Source organism: Sphingomonas sp. HF-S4, assembly GCF_032911445.1.
In the GTDB taxonomy this organism is placed as follows: Bacteria; Pseudomonadota; Alphaproteobacteria; order Sphingomonadales; family Sphingomonadaceae; genus Sphingomonas; species Sphingomonas agrestis.
Map to the genome: position 1 here is coordinate 1,697,983 of NZ_JAWJEJ010000001.1, position 23,201 is coordinate 1,721,183.

The 23,201-nt window shown below is 64.6% G+C and carries 19 protein-coding genes and 2 tRNA genes; 13 read left to right on the forward strand and 8 right to left on the reverse strand.

From position 1 onward, the window contains the following. Positions 1-34 precede the first annotated feature (34 nt). Both RZN05_RS07435 and RZN05_RS07440 read left to right on the forward strand, forming a co-directional pair. Positions 35-1,495, forward strand: coding sequence for a glycerol kinase (locus tag RZN05_RS07435; RefSeq protein WP_317225976.1), 1,461 nt, complete (start codon positions 35-37; stop codon positions 1,493-1,495). Beyond that, positions 1,434-1,868, forward strand: a complete 435-nt coding sequence (locus RZN05_RS07440; protein WP_317225977.1) for a ribosomal maturation YjgA family protein — start codon at positions 1,434-1,436, stop codon at positions 1,866-1,868. The genes RZN05_RS07435 and RZN05_RS07440 overlap by 62 nt, the downstream gene beginning before the upstream one ends. On the opposite strand, the gene RZN05_RS07445 is transcribed toward RZN05_RS07440, so the two are convergent. Then, positions 1,811-3,655 carry a DUF885 domain-containing protein gene (locus RZN05_RS07445; RefSeq protein ID WP_317225978.1) on the reverse strand — a complete coding sequence of 615 codons (1,845 nt, stop codon included), beginning with the start codon at positions 3,653-3,655 and terminating at the stop codon, positions 1,811-1,813. The two genes, RZN05_RS07440 and RZN05_RS07445, sit on opposite strands and share 58 nt — an antisense overlap. A 718-nt stretch (positions 3,656-4,373) precedes the next feature. On the opposite strand from RZN05_RS07445, the gene RZN05_RS07450 reads away from it, so the two are divergent. Further along, the gene (locus tag RZN05_RS07450; RefSeq protein ID WP_317225979.1) at positions 4,374-5,804 is read left to right on the forward strand and encodes a Gfo/Idh/MocA family oxidoreductase; all 1,431 of its coding nucleotides are present in this window, start codon (positions 4,374-4,376) and stop codon (positions 5,802-5,804) included. A 435-nt stretch (positions 5,805-6,239) separates the two neighbouring features. On the opposite strand, the gene RZN05_RS07455 is transcribed toward RZN05_RS07450, so the two are convergent. The 3 genes from RZN05_RS07455 to RZN05_RS07465 form a co-directional block, all read right to left on the reverse strand. Further along, positions 6,240-6,315, reverse strand: a tRNA-Ile gene (locus RZN05_RS07455). Further along, positions 6,306-7,364 (reverse strand): polysaccharide deacetylase family protein, encoded by a 1,059-nt coding sequence (locus tag RZN05_RS07460; RefSeq protein ID WP_317225980.1) that lies wholly within the window; start codon positions 7,362-7,364, stop codon positions 6,306-6,308. Before RZN05_RS07460 ends, RZN05_RS07455 begins: the two co-directional genes overlap by 10 nt. Positions 7,365-7,370: 6 nt before the next feature. Beyond that, on the reverse strand, positions 7,371-9,065 hold the full coding sequence (locus tag RZN05_RS07465) for a sensor histidine kinase (RefSeq protein WP_317225981.1): 1,695 nt from the start codon (positions 9,063-9,065) through the stop codon (positions 7,371-7,373). Between the two features lie 181 nt (positions 9,066-9,246). Here RZN05_RS07465 and RZN05_RS07470 point away from each other — a divergent pair, with 181 nt between their 5' ends. Beyond that, complete coding sequence (locus tag RZN05_RS07470; RefSeq protein WP_317225982.1) at positions 9,247-9,714, forward strand: Lrp/AsnC family transcriptional regulator; 468 nt, start codon at positions 9,247-9,249, stop codon at positions 9,712-9,714. 53 nt (positions 9,715-9,767) lie between these two features. Here the strand turns inward: RZN05_RS07470 and RZN05_RS07475 are convergent, their stop codons facing one another. Continuing rightward, positions 9,768-11,024 (reverse strand): tetratricopeptide repeat protein, encoded by a 1,257-nt coding sequence (locus tag RZN05_RS07475; RefSeq protein ID WP_317225983.1) that lies wholly within the window; start codon positions 11,022-11,024, stop codon positions 9,768-9,770. A 202-nt stretch (positions 11,025-11,226) separates the two neighbouring features. On the opposite strand from RZN05_RS07475, the gene RZN05_RS07480 reads away from it, so the two are divergent. From RZN05_RS07480 to RZN05_RS07505, 6 genes are all read left to right on the forward strand, one after another. Continuing rightward, positions 11,227-11,826 carry a hypothetical protein gene (locus RZN05_RS07480; RefSeq protein WP_317225985.1) on the forward strand — a complete coding sequence of 200 codons (600 nt, stop codon included), beginning with the start codon at positions 11,227-11,229 and terminating at the stop codon, positions 11,824-11,826. 108 nt (positions 11,827-11,934) lie between these two features. Further along, entirely contained in the window at positions 11,935-14,694 is a 2,760-nt protein-coding gene (gyrA, locus tag RZN05_RS07485) for a DNA gyrase subunit A (protein ID WP_317225986.1), read from the forward strand. Between the two features lie 85 nt (positions 14,695-14,779). Further along, the gene (locus RZN05_RS07490) at positions 14,780-15,127 is read left to right on the forward strand and encodes a DUF952 domain-containing protein (RefSeq protein WP_317225988.1); all 348 of its coding nucleotides are present in this window, start codon (positions 14,780-14,782) and stop codon (positions 15,125-15,127) included. A 55-nt stretch (positions 15,128-15,182) separates the two neighbouring features. Beyond that, positions 15,183-15,596 carry a hypothetical protein gene (locus RZN05_RS07495; RefSeq protein ID WP_317225990.1) on the forward strand — a complete coding sequence of 138 codons (414 nt, stop codon included), beginning with the start codon at positions 15,183-15,185 and terminating at the stop codon, positions 15,594-15,596. A 49-nt stretch (positions 15,597-15,645) separates the two neighbouring features. Next, positions 15,646-17,619, forward strand: a complete 1,974-nt coding sequence (locus tag RZN05_RS07500; RefSeq protein WP_317225991.1) for a TonB-dependent receptor family protein — start codon at positions 15,646-15,648, stop codon at positions 17,617-17,619. A 133-nt stretch (positions 17,620-17,752) separates the two neighbouring features. Then, a tRNA-Glu gene (locus RZN05_RS07505) sits at positions 17,753-17,827 on the forward strand. Between the two features lie 46 nt (positions 17,828-17,873). On the opposite strand, the gene RZN05_RS07510 is transcribed toward RZN05_RS07505, so the two are convergent. Then, the gene (locus tag RZN05_RS07510) at positions 17,874-18,008 is read right to left on the reverse strand and encodes a hypothetical protein (protein WP_317225992.1); all 135 of its coding nucleotides are present in this window, start codon (positions 18,006-18,008) and stop codon (positions 17,874-17,876) included. 205 nt (positions 18,009-18,213) lie between these two features. Between RZN05_RS07510 and RZN05_RS07515 the strand changes: the two genes are divergently transcribed. Further along, positions 18,214-18,687 (forward strand): nucleoside 2-deoxyribosyltransferase, encoded by a 474-nt coding sequence (locus RZN05_RS07515; RefSeq protein ID WP_317225993.1) that lies wholly within the window; start codon positions 18,214-18,216, stop codon positions 18,685-18,687. A 1-nt stretch (position 18,688) separates the two neighbouring features. Here RZN05_RS07515 and RZN05_RS07520 read toward each other — a convergent pair whose 3' ends face one another. Both RZN05_RS07520 and RZN05_RS07525 read right to left on the reverse strand, forming a co-directional pair. Further along, positions 18,689-19,939: a radical SAM family protein gene (locus tag RZN05_RS07520; RefSeq protein WP_317225994.1), complete on the reverse strand. Its 1,251-nt coding sequence runs from the start codon at positions 19,937-19,939 to the stop codon at positions 18,689-18,691. Positions 19,940-19,989: 50 nt separating this feature from the next. Beyond that, on the reverse strand, positions 19,990-20,733 hold the full coding sequence (locus RZN05_RS07525) for a hypothetical protein (RefSeq protein ID WP_317225995.1): 744 nt from the start codon (positions 20,731-20,733) through the stop codon (positions 19,990-19,992). A 407-nt stretch (positions 20,734-21,140) separates the two neighbouring features. Between RZN05_RS07525 and RZN05_RS07530 the strand changes: the two genes are divergently transcribed. After that, the gene (locus RZN05_RS07530) at positions 21,141-22,256 is read left to right on the forward strand and encodes a hypothetical protein (protein WP_317225996.1); all 1,116 of its coding nucleotides are present in this window, start codon (positions 21,141-21,143) and stop codon (positions 22,254-22,256) included. Positions 22,257-22,421: 165 nt separating this feature from the next. Continuing rightward, on the forward strand, positions 22,422-23,177 hold the full coding sequence (locus RZN05_RS07535) for a hypothetical protein (RefSeq protein ID WP_317225997.1): 756 nt from the start codon (positions 22,422-22,424) through the stop codon (positions 23,175-23,177). The last annotated feature ends 24 nt before the right edge of the window (positions 23,178-23,201 follow it).

A 23,201-nucleotide genomic window follows, 5' to 3' on the forward strand; every position in this document is an offset into this window, starting at 1 on the left:
GTTGCGCGGCCTGCAATCCGGGCTAGGCTGGGGCATGGGCGAACTCCTGCTGGTCCTCGACGAGGGCACCACCTCCATGCGCGCAATGATCTTCGAGCCGGGCGGCGCATGCGTCGCCACCCATGCCGCCGACCTCACCCAGCATTATCCGGGACCGGGGCTTGTCGAGCATGACGCCGCCGAGATCTGGGAGCGCACCCTCGCCTGCGCCCAGCAGGCGATCGAGCGGGCCGGCGGCGCCGATCGGATCGCGGCGATCGGCATCACCAACCAGCGCGAGACGATCGTCTTCTGGGACAAGACCACCGGCGAGCCCCTCGCCCCCGCGATCGTCTGGCAGGACCGGCGCAGCGCCGCGATGTGCCGTGCGTGGCGCGAGGCCGGCGAGGAACCCGGCGTCCAGGCGCGCACCGGGCTGCTGCTCGATCCCTATTTCTCGGGCACCAAGATCGCCTGGGCGATGGCCAACTGGCCGCAGCTCAAGCAGGCGGGCGACAGGCTGGCGATCGGGACGATCGAGAGCTGGCTGGTCTGGAAACTGACCGGCGGCCTCCACATCACCGATGCCACCAACGCTTCGCGCACCCTGCTGATGGGCTTGGGCAGCGGCGGCTGGAGCGACGGGCTGCTCGACATGTTCTCCGCCCCGCGCGACGCGCTGCCCGAGATCGTCGACTGCGCCGGGCGCTTGGGCACCACCAAGGTCTTTGGCGGCGAGATCCCGATCTGCGGCCTCGCCGGCGACCAGCAATCGGCGACGATCGGCCAGGCGTGCCTCACCAAGGGTGAGACCAAGGCGACCTTCGGCACCGGCGCGTTCATTCTTACCAATGCCGGCACCACCCCGCCCAGCTCTAAGCACCGGCTGCTTGCCACGGTGCTATGGCAATTGAACGGTCGGCGCACCTACGCAATCGAGGGCTCAGTGTTCGTCGCCGGCAGCCTGGTCCAGTGGCTGCGCGACTCGATCGGGTTGATCGGGACGGCCCCCGAGACCGAGACGCTAGCCCGATCGGTGCCCGACACTGGCGGCGTCTATCTCGTCCCTGCGCTCAGCGGCCTCGGCGCACCCTGGTGGGAACCCGAGGCGCGCGGGGCACTGTCCGGGCTCAGCTTCTCGAGCACCCGCGCGCACATCGTCCGCGCTGCGCTTGAATCGATGGCGTATCAGAGCCATGACCTGAAGACCGCCTTCGCCGCCGACGGCGCCGATTGGGCACGGCTGCGCGTCGATGGCGGCATGGTCGCCAACGACTGGATGGCGCAGGACCTTGCCGACATCCTCGCCCTCCCCGTCGACCGCCCCGCCTTCGCCGAGACCACTGCGCTCGGTGCCGCGATGCTTGCGGGCGTGGGTTGTGGGCTGTTCAGTGGGCTCGAGGAGGCCGCCAGCATGCGCAGCGAGGGAACGACATTCGAACCCAAGCTCGACGATGATGCGCGCCGGCAACGACTTTCAGGCTGGAAGGCAGCCGTCCGACACGTCGCCGGGTGAGGATATGCGCCTTCACCGCGGCTATGCGCTGCTCGCCCTAGCCCTCTTCCTAATCGAAGTCGGGATCGCCCTCTTCGTGCGCGATCGCTTCGTCCGTCCCTATCTCGGCGACACGCTCGCCGTCATCCTCGTCTATGCGACCCTGCGCGCCGGTTTTCGCATCGATGTCCTGCGAGCAGTGGCGATCGCCCTGTCCATCGCCGTCACGATCGAGCTCGCGCAACTCATTCGCCTGCTCGATATGCTCGGGCTGGAGCACAACAGGATCGCCCGCATCGTGCTCGGCTATGGCTTCGAGCTGAAGGATCTGGCCGCCTATGCCGCGGGTGCGCTGCTCGTCGTCGCAGCCGAGCGTTGGCGCGCAGCAATGTAGCGGTCGACTTCCTCTTCCAGCACGTCGAGCGGCAGCGCGCCCTGTGCCAGCACCGCCTCGTGGAAGTCGCGAATGTCGAACCGCGCGCCCAGCACGCGCTCTGCCTTCTCGCGCAACCCGGCTATCCGCAATTGGCCGACCATGTAGCTGGTCGCCTGGCCCGGCCAATTGAAATAACGATCGACTTCGCGCGCGATGTCGGTCTCCGAAACCGAGCTATTCGCGCGGAAATAGGCGATCGACCGCGCCCGGTCCCAGCGCTTGGCGTGAATGCCCGTATCGAGCACCAGCCGGATCGCGCGCCACACCTGCAGCGACAGCATCCCGAACCGCGCATAGGGATCCTTGTACGCTCCCATCTCCTGGGCCAGCCGCTCCGAATAAAGTCCCCAGCCCTCGGTATAGGCGCCATAACCGCCGAACTTGCGGAACTTGGGCAGCCCGGCGAGCTCCTGCTGGCGGGCGATCTGGAAATGATGCCCCGGCGCGCCTTCATGCGCGGCGATCCCAGCGACCTGCACCTTCTGCGTCTGGTTCATGTCGACCAGATTGACGTAATAGATGCCGGGCCGCGTCCCGTCGGCCGAAGGCCGGTTGTAGAAGGCGGTCGAGGCGGTGCCTTCGCGCCACTTCTCCACGGCCCGGACTTCCAGCGGCGCCTTTGGCAGCACACGGAAATAGCGCGGCGCCACCTCCATCACCGACGCGATCACCGCACGGGCGTCGCTCAGATAGGCTTCACGCCCGGCATCGGTATTGGGATATTTGAACTTCGGATCGGTGCGGATGTGATCGAAGAACTGCTCCAGCGTGCCGGCGAAGCCGACCTCGCGCTTGATCGCCTCCATCTCCGCGCGGATCGCTGCGACCTGCTTGAGTCCCAGCGTGTGGATTTCGTCGGCGCTGAGGGAGGTCGTGGTCGAGCTCTTCAGCCGATCGGCATAATAGGCCGCGCCGTCGGGCAGGCTCCACGCGCCGAAATCGCCCTTGGACTTGGGCTCGATCTCGTCGAGCGCGGCGAGCAGCGTGTCATAGCCGCGGCGGAAGGGCCCGGTCAGCGCCGCCCGCACATCGGCCAGCAATTGCTCGCGCACAGCCGCGGGCACCTCCAGCGCACCGACCTTCTTGCGGAAATCGGCCATCAGCGTCGAATCGGGCCCGCCATCGAATGGCGCGCCGGTGATCACTTTCCGGGCGTCGGCACGCGCGGGTGCGAAATTGACCTTGTTGGGCACGATGCCCGCCGCCGCCTGGCTCCGCATGTGCGCCGCGACCTCGCGCATCACGCGTTCGGTGTCGCGCAGCCGGGCAATATAGGCGCTGGCGTCCTCGGGCGTATCGATCTTGTGGTTGTTGATCAGCAGCACGGGGATCGCCCCTGCCGGGCTGCCATTGGTGGAGACCGGAAAGCGCAGCTTGCGGAAACGGAAGGCACTGCGACCACGCTCGGCCTCATATTCGAACAGGCGATAGCTCACTCGCGCGCTCGCGCCCAACTGCGCAGGCTTGAACCGCGCGCGCATCTCCTTGAGCTGGCGCTCGGCCAGGTCGCGCCGCCGGACGGGCGTCGCATCGGTATAGTCGTCGAGCCGGTCGTACTTGGTCTTGAAGCCCAGCTGGGTCTGCGCCTCGGGGCTCAGCGCGAGTTGTGCATCATAAGCCGCGTCGAGGAACGCGATCAGCGCCGCATCCTGCGTCTCCGCCGGAGCAGCCTGAACCGGCAACGGCGCGTTCGCCTGCAGCAGCGGCGCGGCGGGCAACAACATCAAGGCGTAAACGGCGCGCATCGGAATCTCCTGTCGATGCAGCGCTTGTCGCGCGCTCCCCCGAGCTACGCAATGCCGCCCTTCGATCAGAGAGCTGGTGGGCCCGGCAGAAGTCCATGAACCACGCCACTACAATGGCTTAGCTTGTCTAACCTGCACCTAAAGCGTGAGAAATGCCTCTGCTGGACGATAAAATTTGTCTAGCCTCTCCGGGTGATCTTCACTCTTCCCTGTGGTTGCAACGTTCCGGCAGCTTTCGCCCCTATTGTGTTGAAAAACTACGGATGGGGTCCGAAAGCGCTCTAAAGCAGCAATCCGTGCACGAAATCGTATGTTCCAGCATGATTGCTGTGCGAATCATCAGAATCGTGCAGCAATGTGTCTCGGTTCAACCCAGCGAGCGGGCCCATAAGAGTTTTTCAACAGAATAGTCCCAATAGCGGACATTCGCACAAGCTCGATAATGGTGAGAACGTTCAGACTGGAGCGGGCGATTCATGACGCGGCGAGATGTGCTGGGGGTAGCCCGGTGGGCGTGGCGCGGTATCATACCTCACGTGCTTCTCAACGAGACGTGTCTGTGGCCGCGCGGCGGAGGAGGCGTCTCTAAAATGAGAGCGGAGGCCAGGGGGCGTCAAGAAAAATGATGTCGAAGCGATCGACCAGAATGTTGGATGAATATCGGCGGCCCGCGCGCGATGTTCGAATCGAGATCTCTTGGCTTGTTCCGGATCAGAACATGACCGAGCAATATGTGCTGCCGCCACGCAGTTTTCGCCTTATTCTAAATTATCTGAAGCGCGTCGGGCTGGTTCAGGTCGTCCGCAAGGTCCGCTCTCGCGTTTCGGAGGCGCGTCGGAACCGAAAAGTGTCGGCTATTGGCGTTGGCCTAGCGATCGAGGTGCCTGATACTATGGAAGGCGGGGTCCGCGTGGGCGACTTCGTACTTTTCTACGCGCCCAGCATCAATCCCGATGCCTCGCGCGCGGTTATCGACGTTGACCTTGCTCTGAGGATCGATGGGCTTCTATCGCCTGAAGGTGCGAGGCCGTCGGCGGCGCTGGCCGAGATGGCCGGGTGGTCGCACTATTCCGGTGCTGCATTCAATAAAGACCGTGTCCGCTCCGACCTCAGCGCATTGGCGAAGCGTTTGCGCGCGACGAACGATGGGCAGGCGGCGCAGGTGCCGTTGGCTCACATCGCAGAACAGGCCATCGACATCAGCAAAAGGCGAAGTGGCCGGTCGACCGCCGTAATTTTCGGGCTCGGACATTATGCAAAGCACATTATCGTGCCTAACCTGCCGCGGGCCTTCGCTATCGAGGCGGTGCACGAGATTGACCCCGATCAGCTGGAGTCATGGCCGCGCGCCGTGCGTCGGCGGGACACCGCACCGTTTCCGCGGGATGACGAGCACTACGATCTTTGGCTAATCGCCGGATTCCACCACACGCACAGCGACATCGCTGTGGAGGCGATGCGGCGAGGGGGGGCTGTCGCCGTCGAGAAGCCCATCGCAACCACTCGGGAGGGGCTGAGTTCGATCGAGGCGCTAGTGAGTGAGAGTGCATCCAACCGCTTCTTTGCCTGCTTCCATAGGCGCTACGTCGCTTACAACGCCTGGATCCGTGCAGATCTCGAACTTGAGCCGGGTATGCCAGTCCACTACAATTGCATCTCTTATGATATCCCAATCTCGCGCCATCATTGGTATTCATGGCCGAACTCGCGCAGCCGCATGATCTCTAATGGGTGTCATTGGATCGACCATTTCATGCTGCTGAACGACTATTCGCCGGTGGTAGCGCACACTGCAGTGCGTGGTGTCGGGCAGAACTGCCTCGGCTGGCTGCGTCTCGCTAATGGGGCTGAGATGTCGCTGCATCTTAGCGAGATCGGAGGTAGCCCCTTCGGCGTGCGCGACCATGTCGAAGTCAGCGTCGAAGGCCGTACCGCGATTGTAAGCGACAGCGCGCTCTACACTGCAGTCGACAAGCTGCGAACAATCCGCAGAATCCGCGTAAATCCGCTTTCGGCATATCGGGCGATGTATCGCGAGATCGGTAGAAAGGTCCTGCTTGGCGAGCCGGGTGACTCACTCATCACGTTGCGATCGAGCGCCGCTGCGATCGAGCTCGACCGCCTGCTCGAGCAGCAACCGCCAACTTGACGCCTTTCGCAGCTTTCGGAAGAGCTCCTGTCAAAGCGTCAGCCGCCTTTCCGCGGGCCTCATGCGGCGCTTCCCTACCCTGTGGGCTTTTTGGAGAGTGCGGGCACCCCCTAACCTGTCGGCGATTGCGCAATCGAGGTGGCGCGGCTGATCCGAGCGGGCCGAGGAAACAACCTGATGTGTTCTACCCATCGTATCCCTGGGAACATGGCAGCTAGCTAGCGCTCTTCTGCTGCTCTGTATTTGGCTTGCGTCAGTCTGGGTCGGCAAGCGGTGCGCTGTTCCAAACTAAGCCGGCGGCGAGGCATGACTGCTTTCCACCCAATCTCGGACGTCTAACGTGGAAGGATCACCTTGGGGAGTGGCGACCGGGAGAGCCCGAATTCGTCTAACTTCCAGGTAAAAATGGCACAAAACCGTCACCTTTTGAACCGCTGGTGGGCCCGGCAGGACTCGAACCCGCAACCTAGCCGTTATGAGCGGCCAGCTCTAACCATTGAGCTACAGGCCCCCAGCGCCCGTGGCACTAGCGGAGGTTGGGGCCGCGCCGCAAGCCGCGTCGATGATCTCGCCGAGCGATGCGGGTGCGACGCCCAACCGCGCCAATTCGGCGAACACCGCGTCCCACCAGCGCCAGAAGGCGGCGAGATCGGCGGCATCGCGGACATAGGGCGTATGACCCGGCTCGATCGAAGGCGAATGGAAGCTGAAATTGAGCAACTTCACCCCCTCGCCCACCGCGACGCGCACGGCTTCGAGCGCCTCCTCGAGCGGCATGTCCTCCGGAGTGAGCGCGACGCGCGAGAGCAGCTTGAGCCGCGATGCCGCGCCGCGCCCGCGCGGCAGCTTGCCTAGCCGCCGATACAAGGCCGCGCCGCCGTTGCGCAGGTGCCCGGTGAAGACGGTGGTCAGCGGAAGCTCGACGATCGCGCGGTCGGGCCCGGTCCGGAAGGCATGGTTGGGGATCGCGGAAAAGTCAGGGCCATCCTCGCTCGAATAGTCGTAGGCCGAGCGCATCGAGGTATCGATCCGATAGCCGAGCGCGACGAGCGCTGCGAGCGTATTCGGGCCGACGCCGTAACGCCCGGCGCGATAGGCGATCGGGCGCGCGCCGAAAGCGGAGGCGATCGCGTCGGTAAGCACGGTGAGCTTGCGCAGTTCCAATTCAGCCGGAAGATTACCGGTGAAACTGTTGCGGACGCATACTTCTTCATCGAGCGGCGGGTTGACCCAGGGATGCAGCTGGGTGCCGATCGACGAACGCCCGTCACCGATCAGCTGGCCCAGGATCCAGACAGAGCGCGGGCACGTCACGATCGGATAGTCGATCAGCCAAAGGAGCGGTACGCCGTGATCGGCGAAGCGCGCGTGCGCCGCGGGCATCGCCGCCATATGGCCGGTGCCGCGCGCGTCGCGGCGTAGCGGCGCGCCCCAGTCGAATTCCTCCTCGGTATCGACGAAGACCGTGAAGCGCGTCCCGAAGTCTTGCGGCCAATCGACGAATGACGCGGGCGCGGGGGCTGGCGGCCGATAGCCGCTGACGGTTTTCCGTCCCCCCACGGTCAGTTAGATCGCCTGTCCCACGCTGCTGTTTACCGCCGCCGGCAGCCGCAAAGTCAAGCTCGCAGGCCCAATCACCAGTGCGCCGCCCAGCTCGCGAGCAAGATTGCGGGCAAGACGCAACGCGAAGCCGGTGCCGAGCAGCGTCGCATCCTCGCGCTCGTCGTCGATCCCGAGCACCGAATCGCCGGGATAATCGGCCAGTGCCTTGGGGCGATCGATCGACACCGCCACGCGCTGGTCGCTCTCCAGCGCGATGGTCACGCCGATCCGTTCGCCCGGACCGCTGGCGGAAGCCAGCGTCGCCATCAGCCGCGCCAGTAGCCGCTCTACCGCGCGGCGGTCCCCGGTGACGACCTGGTCCTCGGCGGGCAGTGCGATCATCGACCCGCGCAACTCGAGCAGCGGCGCAAGATCCTCGGTGATCGTGGCAAGCAGCGGGCGAAGCTGCACGCGCCCGGGCGAAAGCGCCAGCGCCGCGCTGTCGATCCGCGCGGCGAGATCGAGATCGTCGATCGCACCGAGCAATTCACGCGCCTCGCTACGGATCACGCCTGCGCGCTCGCGATACACGTCCGATACCGGCCCGAGCATCTGCGTCTCGATCATCTCCGCGAAACCCGCGATGGCATTGGTCGGCGTCCGCAGCTCATGCACCAGCTGGCGCAGCGATTCGGCCGGCGATCCGCTTGGCACGCGGGCCGGTTCTGCACGCTCGTCCGTACGCGGGCGGCGCGCGGTGCCGCGATAGCCCGTGAAGCGGCCATTGGCGGGATCGAACACGGGGACGGCCGAGATCAGCCAGTCGCCCGCGGCGTCCGAGCCGCCTTCGATCATCATCCGAGCGGTCGAGAAGCCCGCGCGGCGGCGGAAGGCACCCGCGGCGACGCCGTCGACCTGCGAGCCCTCATTGGCGTTCGACAGGTCTAGCGACAGTCCGATCACCGCCGCGCGGCTGACGCCGTCGACCCAGCGGATCACACCCTTCTCGTCGGTCTCGAAGCGGAATTCATGCACCAGCCGCGGCGCAGGCGGTGCGGCCGCACCATTTTCCTCGCGATGGCGCCAGAAGGCATCGATCCGCGCGACCACCTCGGCGATCTCGAACGGACCCGTCCCGTCGCCCTCCGGCGCAGGCGCGACCGGCTGCAACGGCATCGAGGCCGCGATCCTGTCGCTCTGGTCCATATCCGGGTTGTGCGCATCCGGAGCTGCCTCCGCAACCAGTCCGGCCAATCTATCCACAGCTTCTGTCGGTGCGGCGCCCGTCGCCGCATCGGGAAGCACCAGATCGATCGATCCGAAGCTCTCCAGCGCACGCTCGACTTCGGGGCCAAGATCGCGGCGATTGCGCAGCACGCTGCGCGCCGTGGGAGAGAGATCGGGAAGCAGCTGGATCCACTCGGTCGCGGAGATCCGCGCGCTGCGCAGCACGGGGATTGCGATCCCGATATCGTCCTGCGCGAACAGCCGGACCAAAGGCGCGGGCGGGTTGGCGAATTCGAGCGCGCGGGCGCTGGCCGCTCGGATCGGCGGCGGCACGTCGACGCGGATCGCGCGCAGCGTTGCCATCGCGCGAGTGGCGGGCGGCACGCGACGGCGTCCGATCAGGTCGACGAGTTGCCGCCAGGCCGAATGCACCCCATAAGGAGTGCTCAGATCGGCCGCGAGCACCGTCTCCAGAGTATCGTCGAAGCGCACGCGCCTTAAATTTCCCCGCGACGCGGAAGCGCGTCTTCAATAATTTATTAACGTCTTAAGAGCGGGCTCGAAACATGCCATTTCGGCACGTCGCATTGTGGGACAATTGCGTTGCTTTGTAATTATCTTATAGTCTAGCAACCCAGCCATGCAACGAATCAATACAGAAAGAGACGAATCGATGCGCTTCGACGAGATCGACGTGCGAATCCTGGGGTTGCTCCAGGATAATGGCCGGATGACCAATGTCGAATTGGCCGAGCGCGTCGGGCTCACTGCACCGCCCTGCCTGCGCCGCGTCCGCGCACTCGAGCAGCAGGGTGCGATCAGCGGCTATCACGCCGCGCTCGATCCCGCGGCGCTCGGCTACAACCTCACCGTGTTCGCGATGGTCAGCCTCAAGAGCCAGGCCGAAAGCGACCTGCGCGCCTTTGAGCAGCTCGTAGCGGACATTGCCGAGGTTCGCGAGTGCCACATGCTCAATGGCGAGATCGACTTTATCCTCAAGATCGTCGCGCCGGACCTGCAGAGCTTCCAGCAGATCCTGACCACCAAGCTCACCACCGCGCCCAATGTCGAGCACGTGAAGACGTCGCTGACGATCCGCACGTCGAAGGCGCTGCCCGGGGTTCCCGTTCCCGGGATGTGAAAAGGGGCGGCCCGGTGCCGCCCCTCTCCTTTTCCCGAAGTCTCGCGAGCGGCTCAGGCGAGCGGCGGGAAGTCCACCGAAGCCTGCCAGAGCAGCGCCAGATTGGCGTTCGCGCCTGTGACCGCCTGAAACGCGGTGCGGGCCTCGTCCTTGCGGCCGAGCGCGCGCAACGCGACGCCACGGTTGAGGTTGACCTCACCGGCATCGACGCCGCCCTTTTGGAGCGACAGATCATAGAGCTCGAGTGCGCGGGCATAATTGCCCGAGGCGAGGAATGCATCGGCGGTCTGCCGCGCGGCGTTTCCGTCCTTCGCCGACGCCGCCTGCTTGGCGAGCCCGTCGAGCGAACCCTCCGACTTCACCGCGGCTTGCGACGCCGTGTAGGTGCGGCTTACCTCGGCATCGCTAGCCGGAACCTTGCCCGACTTGCGCCCCTCGTCGATCACCGACACGGCTTCCCAGGGGAGCCCGGCCTGCTGCGCGGCGAAGCCATAGTCGTTGTAATCACTGCGATCGGCCAGCGCATTGGTGGCGCGCATCAGGCGATAGAGGTTGATCTTCTCGTTCTTGGCGGCCGCCGGGCTGCCCTGGCGGAACACCTGGATCGCCCAGCGCCAGTTCTGCACCGTCGGATACTCGGCGATGTAGCGCTTGAGCCAGTCGGCCATCGCCGCGCGATCGCCGGTGGCATTCACGCGCGGGATCGCAAATTTGTACCAATCGGCCGGCGGCTTGCGCCCGGCAGCCTTGCTGGCTTCGATCGCGCGGTTTACTTCGGCGATCGATTCCGTGGCTTTGCCCGTCGCGGAATAGGCGTTGGCTAGCAACACTGGCAGGTCAGCCTCGGTCGAACCGAGCTCACGTGCCTTGAGCAGCGCCGGGATCGCCTCGGCGGGCTTCTTCTGCTTGATCAGCGAATCGCCGAGCATATAGTTGTAAAGGGCGCCGTAGAGCTTCGCACGGTCGGCAGGCACCTTCGGGCTGCTGGCAAGAACGCCGAGCGCCTTAATCTGGCCTGCCTCGTTCTTGCGCTCGAGTTCGAGCTGCAGGCGAAGCTGCGCCGAGTAGAACTTTTCGTCGTCGTTCTTGGCGAGCCCTTCGGCTGCAGTGATCTGCGCATCGGCGGTGGCGAGATCCTTCGCCTTGAGCGCAACGTCCGCTGCCGCGGCGGGCTTGCGAAATTCATCGCTGACCTTGAGCTCGGGGCCGGCGGCTTCCTTGTTCTTCTGCGCGAACGCCGGCGCGGTGCCCAGCGCCGAGGTACCCAGCGTCAGCGCGGCAGCCAGCGCGAGCTTCGAAACGAACGTCATTAACTACTCTCCTCGTGGGAACGGCAGACGATTTAGCGGTCCTCTAAATGGCCGCCGCGTGCCGTTCAAGCGGACGCGTTCGAAGACGCGATGGCAAGTGCGCCCTGAACGGCGATTGAACGTATTTTCCGCACGCAGTGACTGGCGACACGCACACAAAACCGTCTAGGCTCGAATTCTATCCTCGGGGGAGATTAAATTGATGCTCACCGTGCTCGCGCTGATGCTGCAGACGACCACGCTCGATGCCGACACCGCGAAGGCGGCGATGACCTGCGCGCAAGCGTTCACCATCGCGCATGCGAGCACCAAGTCGCCGATGCAGTTGACCTCGCAATTCACGCATCTGATGATGCAGTCGGCCAAGGCCAAGCCGGAGGGCAGCTTCTTCGATCAACTCAACAAGCTCTCCGCATCCGCGAGCAGCGGCGCCGCGATGGCGCCCGAGCAGGCGAAAGCGCTGGCGCCGGCGTGCCAGGCACGCTTTCCGATCGCGGCCAGCACCGCGCCTGCCAAGCTGCCGAGCGACTCGTTCCGCCGCAACGTGCTGTGCTTCGGCATGCTTTCGGTGCTGCAGGGCGCAGCGGAGGAAATCGCCAAGAGCGGCACGGACGGGGGCCTCACCAAAATCCAGGCTGGGCTCAAGCCGCTGCTCGACAAGCTGACCGACGAGGAGCTCAAGCGGCGCGGCCTCGGTGGCGACGATGCGTTTATCAAGGTGCTGGGAGACGAGATGCTCGCCTCGCTGCCCAGCGGTAATCCGCTGACCCTGGCGGCAGCCTGTGGGGTCAGCCTGAGCTGACGGCCAACCAGGCCTCTCGCGCGTACACGCGCGGGCGCGCGGGGTTGGCAGGTGGTATCGGGGGCGTTAGAGCCATCGTAACGTAACAAACTCCGAAAGCGTGATCCTTTGACCGACGAGACCATCCTCGCCGACCCTTCCGACATTACTCCGATCTCGATCGTCGACGAGATGAAGACCTCGTACCTCGATTACGCGATGAGCGTGATCGTGGCGCGCGCACTGCCCGACGTTCGCGACGGTCTGAAGCCCGTCCATCGCCGCATCCTCTACGCCGCGCAGGAGGGCGGCTATGTTGCCGGCCGCGCCTATCGCAAGTCGGCGCGCCTCGTCGGCGACGTGATGGGCAAGTACCACCCGCACGGCGACAGCTCGATCTACGACGCGATGGCGCGCATGGCCCAGGATTGGGCGATGCGCGTGCCGCTGATCGATGGCCAGGGCAACTTCGGCTCGATGGATCCCGATCCGCCCGCGGCGATGCGCTACACCGAAGCGCGCCTCGCCAAGGTCGCGTCGGCACTGCTCGACGATATCGACAAGGACACCGTCGACTTCCAGGATAACTATGACGGCTCGGAAAGCGAGCCGACGGTCCTGCCCGCGCGCTACCCGAACCTGCTCGTCAACGGCGCTGGCGGCATCGCGGTCGGCATGGCGACCAACATCCCGCCGCATAATCTCGGCGAAGTGATCAACGCCTGCCTCGCTTACATCGACGGAATGCTCGGCAAGCGCGAAGCTGTTACCATCGAAGAGCTGATGGAGATCGTGCCTGGGCCGGACTTCCCGACCGGCGCCGTGATCCTCGGGCGCTCGGGCTGTCGCAGCGCCTACCAGACCGGCCGCGGATCGATCATCGTCCGCAGCCGCCACACGTTTGAGCAGCGCGGCGAGCGCCGTTCGATCGTGCTCACCGAGATTCCGTACCAGCAAGGCAAGAACGCGCTGGTCGAGAAGATCGCCGAGGCCGCCAAGGAAAAGCGGATCGAAGGCGTCAGCGACATCCGCGACGAATCGAGCCGCGAAGGCGTGCGCATCGTCATCGACCTCAAGCGTGACGCGACTCCCGAAGTCGTACTCAACCAGGTCTGGCGCAATACGCCCGCGCAGGGCTCGTTCCCGGCGAACATGCTCGCGATCCGCGGCGGCCGCCCCGAACTGCTCAACCTGCGCGACATCATCGAGGCCTTCGTCAAGTTCCGCGAGGAGGTCATCACCCGGCGCTCGAAGTTCGAGCTGGCCAAGGCGCGCGACCGCGCGCACATCTTGCTGGGCCTGGTGATCGCGGTCACCAATCTCGACGAAGTGGTGAAGATCATCCGCTCGTCGCCGAGCCCTGCCGTTGCACGCGACCGCTTGCTCACCCGCGAATGGCCGATCGCCGAGATCGCGCCCTACATCCGCCTGGTCGAGGCGATCGACACCGAAGTCACGGGCGAGAGCTATCGCCTGACCGACATCCAAGTCCGCGCGATCCTCGATTTGCGCCTGCACCGCCTCACTGCGCTCGGCCGCGACGAGATCGGCGAGGAACTCGCCAAGCTAGCCGAGACGATCGCCGAATTGCTGGAGATTCTCGGCAATCGCGCCAAGCTCTACGAAGTCATCGTCGAGGAACTGACCGCAGTCCGCGACGCCTATGCGACCCCACGCCGCACCGAGATCGCCGCCGCTGCCGACGGGATCGAGGACGAAGACCTGATCGAGCGCGAGGACATGGTCGTCACCGTGACCATGGAAGGCTATATCAAGCGCACCCCGCTCGATACCTTCCGCGCCCAGGCCAAGGGCGGCAAGGGCCGCGCCGGCATGGCGACCAAGGACGAGGACGCGGTTACCCATCTGTTCGTCACCTCGACGCACACGCCGGTTCTTTTCTTCTCGACGCATGGCAAGGTCTATCGAATGAAGGTCTGGCGCCTGCCCGAGGGCGGCCCGGCCACGCGCGGGCGGCCGATGATCAACCTGCTGCCGCTCGCCGCCGGTGAGACGATCTCGACCGTGCTGCCGCTGCCCGAGGACGAAAATGAATGGGGTTCGCTCCACGTCATGTTCGCGACCGCCAAGGGTTCGGTGCGCCGCAATTCGATGGACGCGTTCGCCAATATCCGCACCAACGGCAAAATTGCGATGAAGTTCGAGGAAGGATCGGAGGACCGCCTGATCGGCGTGTCGCTGCTCACCGAGGACAATGACGTGCTGCTCGCCACCAAGCAGGGCAAGGCGATCCGCTTCGCTTCGACCGACGTGCGCGAATTCCAGAGCCGCGATTCGACCGGCGTGCGCGGCGCGCGGCTGGCCGAGGGCGACGAGGTCATCTCGCTGTCGGTGCTGCGCGGCTTCGATGCGACGCCGCAGGAGCGCGAGGATTACCTCAAGGCCGCGCCCTGGAAGGAAGGCGATCGCGAAATCACGCTCACCCCCGAGCGCATGGCCGAGTTCGAGGCGGCGGAGGAGTTCATCCTAACCGTCACCGCCAACGGCTATGGCAAGCGCACCTCGGCATACGAATATCGGCGCACCAATCGCGGCGGCCAGGGCATCACCAACATCGTCAGCTCGGACCGCAACGGCCCCGTGGTGGCGAGCTTCCCGGCGCATAATGGCGAGCAGCTGATGCTGGTCACCGATCAGGCCAAGCTGATCCGCACTACGGTGGGCTCGGTGCGCGTCACCGGGCGCAACACCCAGGGCGTGATCCTCTTCCGCGTCGCAAAGGACGAGCATGTCGTCTCGGCCGCACGGATCGAGGAAAGCGAGGACGAGGCCGAAGTCAATTTGGCTGACGGCGCGGTTGCGGGTGACCCGACCCCGGACGGCACGACCAGCGAGGATCTCGCGGCCGGGCCCGAGGACGGGCAGTAATAATGCTGTTCCCCGGTCAAGGCCGGGGAACGATGTCGGGGGGGGGGGACGGGTAATCGCCTCAGCATTCGGTGAGAGAGACATTATGCCCGATCCCATTGCCTATAAAATTCTCACCGCCGAGCAGATGAAGGCGCTCGAAACCGACCGTAGCTTCGCCGGCGCGCCGGTCGATCTGCAGGACGGATACATCCACCTTTCCACCGCCGCACAGCTCCAGGAAACGCTCGAAAGGCATTTCGCCGGTCAGGAGGGCTTGTGGCTCGCCGCAATCGATGTCGATGCGCTCGACGAAAGCGTCAAATGGGAGCCGTCGCGCGGCGGTCAGATCTTTCCGCATCTCTACGCCGCACTGCCGCTCGGGGCCGTGATCGCGTACAGCGAAGTCCATTACGAGCCCGATGGCAGCCTGCGCCTGCCGGTGGCGGGCTGAGCCGGGACAAATTGTCCGCTTGCCCGTGCACCCCGCTTGGGCATAGGCCAAGCGCGTGACCCGCAGCGACACCTTTCACCGTACTAGCTGGAAGCGCCTTGCGCTGCTGTTCGTTGGCTGCGCGCTGCTGCTGCGCGTGGCGGTCCCCGCTGGCTGGATGCCGCAGGTTTCCGGCAGCCATGTCACCTTGTCCTGGTGCGCCGATAGCGGTTTCAGCGGCCCCAGCGCGCTCGCCGAGGCCAAGGCGCTGCTCGCAGACGCGCTAGGCCAGCCCAAGCACGACAAGACAAAGGATCAGCCCTGCGCTTTCGCGATGGCCGCGCAGCCGCTCGCGCCTGCCGATCCGGTCGCCCTGCCCCACCCGCTCCCCGCTGCCGAGCCGGTTCGCCACGCCCGCCTCGAACCCGCGCCCGGGCGCGGCCTCGCCGCCCCACCCCCACTCGCAACCGGCCCTCCCCTCCTCGGCTGACGCTGACGGCGCAACGCGCGCCATTTGCTCATCTTACCGAGGAATCCTGATGTCCAAGACCGTCCGCGCGCTGTTCGGCGCGCCACTGCTATTCGCCGCCCTTCCCGCCTTTGCCCAGGCCGCCGACCCGCGTGACGAGATCATTGTCACTGCCGAGCGGCTGGTCGAAGAGGCCATCCAGCGCGTCGGCGAGACTCCCGGCGGCGCCAATGTCGTCTCTGCCGAAGAATATCAGGGCAAGCTCGCCGTCTCGCTGCGCGATGCGCTCGCCTTTTCGCCCGGCGTCTATGCCCAGCCGCGCTTCGGGCAGGAGGTGCGCCTGTCGATCCGCGGATCGGGGATCAGCCGCGGCTTCCACATGCGCGGGCTGACGCTGCTCCAGGACGGCGTGCCGATCAACCTCGCCGATGACAATGGCGACTTCCAAGAACTCGATCCCGCTTTCCTCCAGCACCTCGAAGTGTTCCGCAGTGCCAACGCGCTGCGTTTCGGTGCCTCCACGCTGGGCGGCGCGATCAACGGCGTCACGCCCACCGGCCGCTCGGCCAGCGGCGCGCGGCTGCGCATCGACGGCGGCAGCTTTGACACCATCCGCGCGCTCGCCAGTGTCGGCCATGCCGATGCGCGCGGGGACGCCTGGCTCGGGGTGGGGTTCGACAGCTCGGACGGCGACCGCGACCATGCCCGCCGCAGGGCGCTGCGGGTCAACGGCAATGTCGGATTGCGGCTGAGCGACGACATCGAGACCCGCTTTTACGCCAGCGCCCAGCACATCCGCCAGGAGCTGCCCGGCGCACTCACGCAGGCCGCCGCGCTGTCGCAACCCTGGACCGGCAACTTCGTCGGCGACCAGGCACGCGACATCGACTCGATGCGCCTGCAGAACCGCACCAGCTTCGCGCTGGGCAATGGTGGGCTCGATGTCGGCATATTCCTCAACGCCAAGCAGCTCTATCACCCGATCTTCCAGGTGGTGGACCAGAACTCGACCGATTGGGGCAGCTATGCCCGGCTCGATCAGGATTTCGGAGCGTTCGGATTCACCGCCGGCGTGACCGCGCGTTTCGGCAGTGTCGCCTCGAAGCGCTTCGTCAACGTCAACGGCAATCGCGGCGCACGCACCTTCGACGCCCGGCTCCAGGCGCGCACGATCGATGCCTATGCCGAAGGCCGGGTGCGTCCCCTGCCCGGCCTCACCCTGATCGCCGGCGCGATCCACAGCTCGGGGATGCGGCGGCAGGACCAGATCTTTCCGGCCGTGACTGCGGGCCGCGCGACCTTCGACCAGCTCTCCCCCAAGCTCGGCCTGCTCTACGAGCCGATCGCAAACGTCCAGCTCTACGTCAATTACAGCCGCAGCCACGAGCTTCCCGGCTATTCGGAGCTGGCGCAGCTGGCGAGCTTCGTGCCGCTCGACGCCCAGCGCGCCTGGACTGCCGAGATCGGCGGGCGCGGCACGATCGGGCCCGTGCGCTTCGACATCAGCTACTACCGCGCCGATCTCGACGGCGAGCTTCTCCAGTACAATCTCGCACCGCCGACGATTCCCGCAGCGACCTTCAACGCCGGCCGGACGCGGCACCAGGGCATCGAAGCCGGGCTCGACCTCGACCTGGCGGGATGGGCCCGCCTGCGGCAGGTCTATCTATGGAGCGACTTCCGCTTCCACGACGACATCCAGTTCGGCGACAATCGACTGCCGGTGGTCCCCGAGCATCTCTATCGTGCCGAACTGCGGTTGGGCGGCGCGTCGCTCAACGTCGCGCCCAATCTCGAATGGATGCCGCGCGGCGCCTGGGCGGACTACGCCAACCGCTTCCGCGCCGACGGCTATGTGCTGTTCGGCGTTCGTGCAGAGGCCCAGATCGACAAACGCTTCACGCTGTTCGCCGATGCGCGCAACCTGGGCGGACGCAAGGCGATCGGCGATATCTCCGCGGTGATCGCCCACACGCCGGCGAGCGCGATCTTCTATCCGGTCGAGCGGCGGAGCATTTTCGGCGGGGTCCGCGCGACGTTCTGAAGGGGCGGCGGCCCCCGGGCATGCAAATGCCCGGAGCTGCCATCTCGACCTTCCATGGCGCGCTCGCCAACGTTTGCGCAGATACGCGCTTGACGATCCGCCAAGCGCCCCCTAATTGCGCCTTCCGCTGCACGGCCCCTTCGTCTAGCGGTTAGGACGTCGCCCTCTCACGGCGAAAACACGAGTTCGATTCTCGTAGGGGTCACCAGCGTTTTCAGGCACTTAGTTGCCCGATAGCTGCACGTTCATGCAATTTACTGCAGATTTACTGCAAAACCGTAGCTGGAAATCGGCGGATTTTCTCGGATTGTTCCGCACAGCAGTTGGTGCGCTGGCGCGTCGCCAATGTCTGATTCGCGCCCCAATAGCCGTTGTTCGGCGCTGGTCATGGCGATCCCAAAAGCAGACATTCGTTCAGGTCGAGTCGCCTGACCCGAACGGTGGAGAGCCGTCTGTACGCTATCGAGTGACATTGGCCGGACAATGAAGAGGCAGAATGTTGACGGGGCATCGGGACCTTGCGCGTTACCTGCTGTTGAATGCGCAAAGCCATCTGACCGTTGGAGTGGCGGTTGCCACATGGTATGGGGACACATGAGGATCTACCTGTCTGGACCGATCACCGGCGCATCGTGCGAGGAGATCACGGACTGGCGGGTGCAGGCCGCGGCGATGCTCCCGGCCGGCGTGGATGTCTACGATCCGGCATCTTCGCCATACGACGCAGAACTCGCGAGCGACGCGCCGGAGACGCCTTCTGCCGCGCTCGCGCGACTTATGCACGGGCGTCTGGTCGTCGACCGCAACAAGCACATCATCCAGTCGTCCGACGTCGTGCTGGCGAACTTGCTGCGTAGCGACCGGGCGTCGATCGGCTCGATTGGCGAACTCTTCTGGGCAAACGCCTTCCGTATCCCGATCGTGATCGTCCGTGAACAATCGGGCAACGTCCACGATCATGCGATGCTGAATGCGATCGCCAGTGTCGTAACTTCATCGCTCGAAGATGGCTGTGAGGCGGCGCTGAACATTCTAGGGACCGACGCACGCGTCGGCGGCCGCGGCTAGCTCAGGCGGCGAGTTCTTGGGCGAGTTCCGATGACTCGTAGATCTTGAAGCCGGTCTCGTCGATCTCGCCCGTCGGCCGCACTCCATCGAAGAAGGCAGGCGAGTAAGGGCTCTTCCCACCATTCCACCGCCGGCTCATCAGCGCGAGCCAGTCGGTGCGGCCTTCGCGCTGGTCGGCGGGGATTCGGCGGCGCCAGTCCATGTAGTTGCCGACCGATTGCGCCGGAGACCAGAGCTCTTCCAGCATGTCGAAGGTCACACGCTTGTCGGTACGCTCAAGGGAAGCCCGGATGGCGCCCACGAAATTCCCCGTGAAGTGGTTGGCCCCGTCTAGGGTAAGCTCGGAAGCGCCGCAGCAGCCGTTGCCGTCGCTCCACGGGATGAACTCCGTGTCGCCGGCGCCGAACTTGACGCCAAGGGTATGGGAAAGCTGCCTTGCGCGCCGGACGAAGGGACGCTTCGCATCCCTTGACAGCGACCAGTCGGGGCCCAACCGGACAACACCGAGCCCGCGCATCCGCCCGATGATGTCGTATCCCAGCGCCCTGCTGGCGGCGGCCATCTCGGTATCCATCGATTCTCCCGGTATTTTCAGGTACTCGAACGAGAGCTGTCGCGCCCCGGCTCTGGCAGCGGCCTCCGCCATCGCGAGGGCCTCCTCCTCGTGGCCGGGGAAAATCGGCTGGATCCGTAGTCCTGTGACGATGCGGCGCGCGCTCAGCGCTAGAAGCGCCTGCTCTGTCGCTGCGAACCCTTCGGTTTTGGGCTCGATGGCGCGGCGCAGCGGCTCCGGAATGCCGGCCGCCGAGAGGCGCACCACGACGTTCATGCCTTCCAGCAGAGAGAGGTAGGGCTCGCTGACGGGGAGCGATCCCTTCGTGCTGATGAGCGTCGGATAGCCGTGGTCTCGGAGGACGCCGAGCAGTTCGCGGGTGACGCCGAGTTCCGCCTCCATCGGGGTGAACGGATCCTGCAGGCCTCCCAGCTGCAAGGGCACTCGCCGGGCTAGGAACTCATCGACTGCGGACCGCACGTCCCCGCGCGCCACGCGTTCGAGCCTCAGCCCCAGCGCCTTGGGGTTGGCCTGATGGATGCCCTTCGACGCCCAGGCCCGCGAGCGATCGCGCGAGAAGCAGTAGGTGCAGCCGAACTGGCAGGTATCGTATGAGTCCAGCCGGATGGGCGCGGCGCAGAAGAATATCTGTCCCGTTACGCTGAGTGCGTGCTTGTAGGTTCCCTGCGCTGTGGGCATCGTCGGCCTATCCCTCTTTCGCGCCAGTCCGCCTGGTCCGCCCGCTCCTGCTACACATTCTGGAAGCAGCAGGGCGAAGGCGTTTGCGGTTTCGGAGTCAGCAATACATGGCCGACCGCCAGCCCGACGGCGAGGATTAGCAGGGCGCCGGCGAGCCTCACCAAGGACCATGCGATCCAGCGCGACACCGGGTTCTCCTTCGCCGCCTCGGTGAGGACGATCCAGAAGAGTTCCTTGACTTTCAGGTCGAGCTTCTCGTCACTCTCGCGGATTGGCAGCACGTATTTTCTCTCTATCCCGTCCGCGCTCGACTTCACGGTGAAGCCCATGATCAGGTCGCGGTCGAAGTTGACGGGCTCGTGCACGCAGAAGTCGTAGGTCGGGGTCGATCCGTCGGGCTGCGTGATCTCGACCCTCTTGGCGAGGTAACTGCCTTTGAATGAAGCGGTCAGCGGCAGCCTCGACCGCGACATGGCGGCGACGTCCTTGCTGAGTTTCTTCGCGACGGTCTCCTCCAGCAGCTTGAACACGTGCTCGAGCGATTGGATTGCATGGTAGAACTGCCAGAGCACCCAGCGGTGCGAGTGCTTCTTATCGTCGTAGGACTTGAAGTCGGGATACTCTTGGAGAATCGGTGGGGCGCGAAACTTTATGATGCCGATTGCCACCGCGTAGCAGACGACGGCGGCGATGAAGCAACCGAGCGCATATACGCCGAGGTTCACCAAGTCGGCGAACTTGGTGACGATGGCGATGACGGAGAACAGGGTCGCCAAGGAGAGGGCGCTGCTCATGCGCGACGCCCCAATCAAGAACTGCCAGTCGGACCTGAAGCTCTTCGCGACCCCCTCGACCGAGAACGAGTGGGTTCTTCCCGGCGTCCGTGTCACGCTTCCCCCTTGAGTGCCTGATCCTGCTTACCTGTCAGCAAGTTGCTGGACAATCGCGCAAAGGACAAGATCAGCGCTGTTGCGTCCGTCGCTATGGTTTCCGGCGACACTAGACGCTACGGGGCCTGATGGGCCGCAACGCGCCCCAATTGTCGCCGTTCGGCCTGAGGGAGCGCTACCACGAAACCTGTCGTTCGCGCATCTTGAACGCCATGCCGGGGAACGATGCCTATCGCGACAAGCGCAAATAGTGCGTTGGTCGTACGATCAGGCGGTCTGGTTCCGCGCAGCACGCAACCTATATTCGTTAGATGAACGAAACAGTTGAGCCGAATGTCTCCGCGCCACCACCGGGCAGTACGCTTTTCGTCTTCCAAGAGATCGAGAATCCGGGAGGCGGAGAGTCACGTAGGATTGGTTTCACGGAAGTCGATATCGCACCGCGAAGCTATGAGGAACTAGCGTCTGCCAAGCTTCACCAAGCGATCTCGATCCCGCTGGAGATGTACAATGGCCGCATCCTTGAGACCAATATCGAGGGCATCGACGTCAGCAAATACGCCAACCTGAAGGCGAAGCTCGAGAGTCCGTTCACCGCAAAGGCCATCGGGCTGGTGCGCGGAGGCTGGCTACCTTCCGGCCTCGCGGCATCGCGGAGCAATTCGGTAGTCCTTCCCGATCGCAATATCGTCTCGGAGATCGTTGGACGCTTCGATGATGGCAAGAAGACCGGCCGCGATCCCGACTTCCTCGACCTATTCGAAAACAGTCAGGTACAGATCAACCCGATGCTCTTTCCGCTAGAAGGGAACGGCCGATCATTGCCTGACGCAACGCTCGCTACGTCGCAACTGGAAGAGGCCGTAATCAAGCTAGGAAAGGCGCTGCCCACCGCGACGCTGATGGTGGGGCCTGAATCTTTGAAGGGCTTACTCGGGCTGATCGAAGACATTCGGCCGATCATGATGCGAGAGCAGGCTTTCCTGCGGCGGGTGGCTCCAATGCTGGCGAACCAGATCGCTCGAAATAAGGTCGATGCCCGGTGGGACGAGGTGCTGGAAGCGGCTCGGGAGACTGGCGTGCCGATGGACTCGCTGGCAGTGATCGCCGCACTCAGCACGGTGGCCAATTCAGGGGCATGCCCAGCACGCAAGCTTCTTAAGTTCCACGCGGCCTACACCGACGCGGACGCCTATAACGCCCTGTCGGACCTCAACACATTGAAAGTGCTGATCTATTGCTTCGCACTGGCTCCCGATCTCAACACGCAACTCTGTACCGGCGACCGCAACCTCGCCTTGTTCTGGGTCGGGTTGCGCGCCTCGGACATGGCTTGGGATGGGACAATGATGAGCGCGTCCTTCACGCCGAATGCGGCGATCCTGCCGGAGCCGTACAACGAGCGCTGGGTAGCGGCGCTCGGCTAATAAGGCGGGGGCGGCCCCGCGGACGGACCAGGATTCCCCGCAGGGAAACAACTTCTCAACATCAGGGCGGCCGCGCAGGGAGGCGAAATCGGTCGATCTCTTTTGGCTGTCGCTGTTACCGACTAAGATCGCGCGATGAAAACACTCGCGAGCTGTATGCAATGCTTGGCCGAAGACGGCTCCCCCAATCTCGCGTCGATGGCGGTGGTGCAGGTTCCGGAAGGCGGAATCTTCGAGCACCGGTGCAACCGCGGGCATCAGACCTTCACAGTCGTGCAGAACACCAAGTTCGAGTTGCTGGCCGACATGGCGATAAGGGCGTTGGTCGAGGAAGACTATCGGGGGGCTATCTCAAATTTCGCAGCCTCGCTTGAGCGGCTCTATGATTTCTTCACGACCGCCACCCTTCGCAAACACGGCGTAAAAGCTGCAGCGACCGACAAGGGCAGGAAGAGCCTCCGACTCTCCGAGCGGCAGCTCGGCGCCTTTGTCACGGCCTATATGTTTGAAGTCGGCGAGGCCCCAGATCTGCTCGATCAGAAACTGGTCAAGCTGCGCAATGACGTGGTCCATGGCGGTAAGCTCGCGGGCCGACCGGATGCTATCAAATTTGGAAAGGCCGTATGCGCCTGCGCGGCACCGGTCCTCGCAAGACTGGATTCCGAGCCATACCAGGACATCGTTCAGGATCTCACCGCCGAGCTTATGCGCTCGCGCAGGGGCGAGGTAGCAAACTCGCAATACCCGATCGGCACAGGCGCCGTCGTGACACTATTTAGTCCACGAAGCGGGCCGCGGCAGGTCGACCTCGAAAGGGAGATCGCCGAGTATGCACGGCGCCCGGATTTGAAGCAGATGGTCGAACAGGCGCGAGCTTTTGGCGCCTTCCTCGAAAAGAACGATGGTCCGTCCGCGACCTAGTTTCGCGTCGAAGGGAAAGGGCAA

Bases quoted from the DNA above. Each gene is read 5' to 3' on its own strand.
- RZN05_RS07435 (WP_317225976.1), top strand. From the start codon at position 35: ATGGGCGAACTCCTGCTGGTCCTCGACGAGGGCACCACCTCCATGCGC.
- RZN05_RS07440 (WP_317225977.1), top strand. From the start codon at position 1,434: ATGATGCGCGCCGGCAACGACTTTCAGGCTGGAAGGCAGCCGTCCGAC.
- RZN05_RS07445 (WP_317225978.1), bottom strand. From the start codon at position 3,655: ATGCGCGCCGTTTACGCCTTGATGTTGTTGCCCGCCGCGCCGCTGCTG.
- RZN05_RS07450 (WP_317225979.1), top strand. From the start codon at position 4,374: ATGACCGAGCAATATGTGCTGCCGCCACGCAGTTTTCGCCTTATTCTA.
- RZN05_RS07470 (WP_317225982.1), top strand. From the start codon at position 9,247: ATGCGCTTCGACGAGATCGACGTGCGAATCCTGGGGTTGCTCCAGGAT.
- RZN05_RS07475 (WP_317225983.1), bottom strand. From the start codon at position 11,024: ATGACGTTCGTTTCGAAGCTCGCGCTGGCTGCCGCGCTGACGCTGGGT.
- RZN05_RS07480 (WP_317225985.1), top strand. From the start codon at position 11,227: ATGCTCACCGTGCTCGCGCTGATGCTGCAGACGACCACGCTCGATGCC.
- RZN05_RS07490 (WP_317225988.1), top strand. From the start codon at position 14,780: ATGCCCGATCCCATTGCCTATAAAATTCTCACCGCCGAGCAGATGAAG.
- RZN05_RS07500 (WP_317225991.1), top strand. From the start codon at position 15,646: ATGTCCAAGACCGTCCGCGCGCTGTTCGGCGCGCCACTGCTATTCGCC.
- RZN05_RS07510 (WP_317225992.1), bottom strand. From the start codon at position 18,008: ATGACCAGCGCCGAACAACGGCTATTGGGGCGCGAATCAGACATTGGC.
- RZN05_RS07515 (WP_317225993.1), top strand. From the start codon at position 18,214: ATGAGGATCTACCTGTCTGGACCGATCACCGGCGCATCGTGCGAGGAG.
- RZN05_RS07520 (WP_317225994.1), bottom strand. From the start codon at position 19,939: ATGCCCACAGCGCAGGGAACCTACAAGCACGCACTCAGCGTAACGGGA.
- RZN05_RS07525 (WP_317225995.1), bottom strand. From the start codon at position 20,733: ATGAGCAGCGCCCTCTCCTTGGCGACCCTGTTCTCCGTCATCGCCATC.
- RZN05_RS07530 (WP_317225996.1), top strand. From the start codon at position 21,141: ATGAACGAAACAGTTGAGCCGAATGTCTCCGCGCCACCACCGGGCAGT.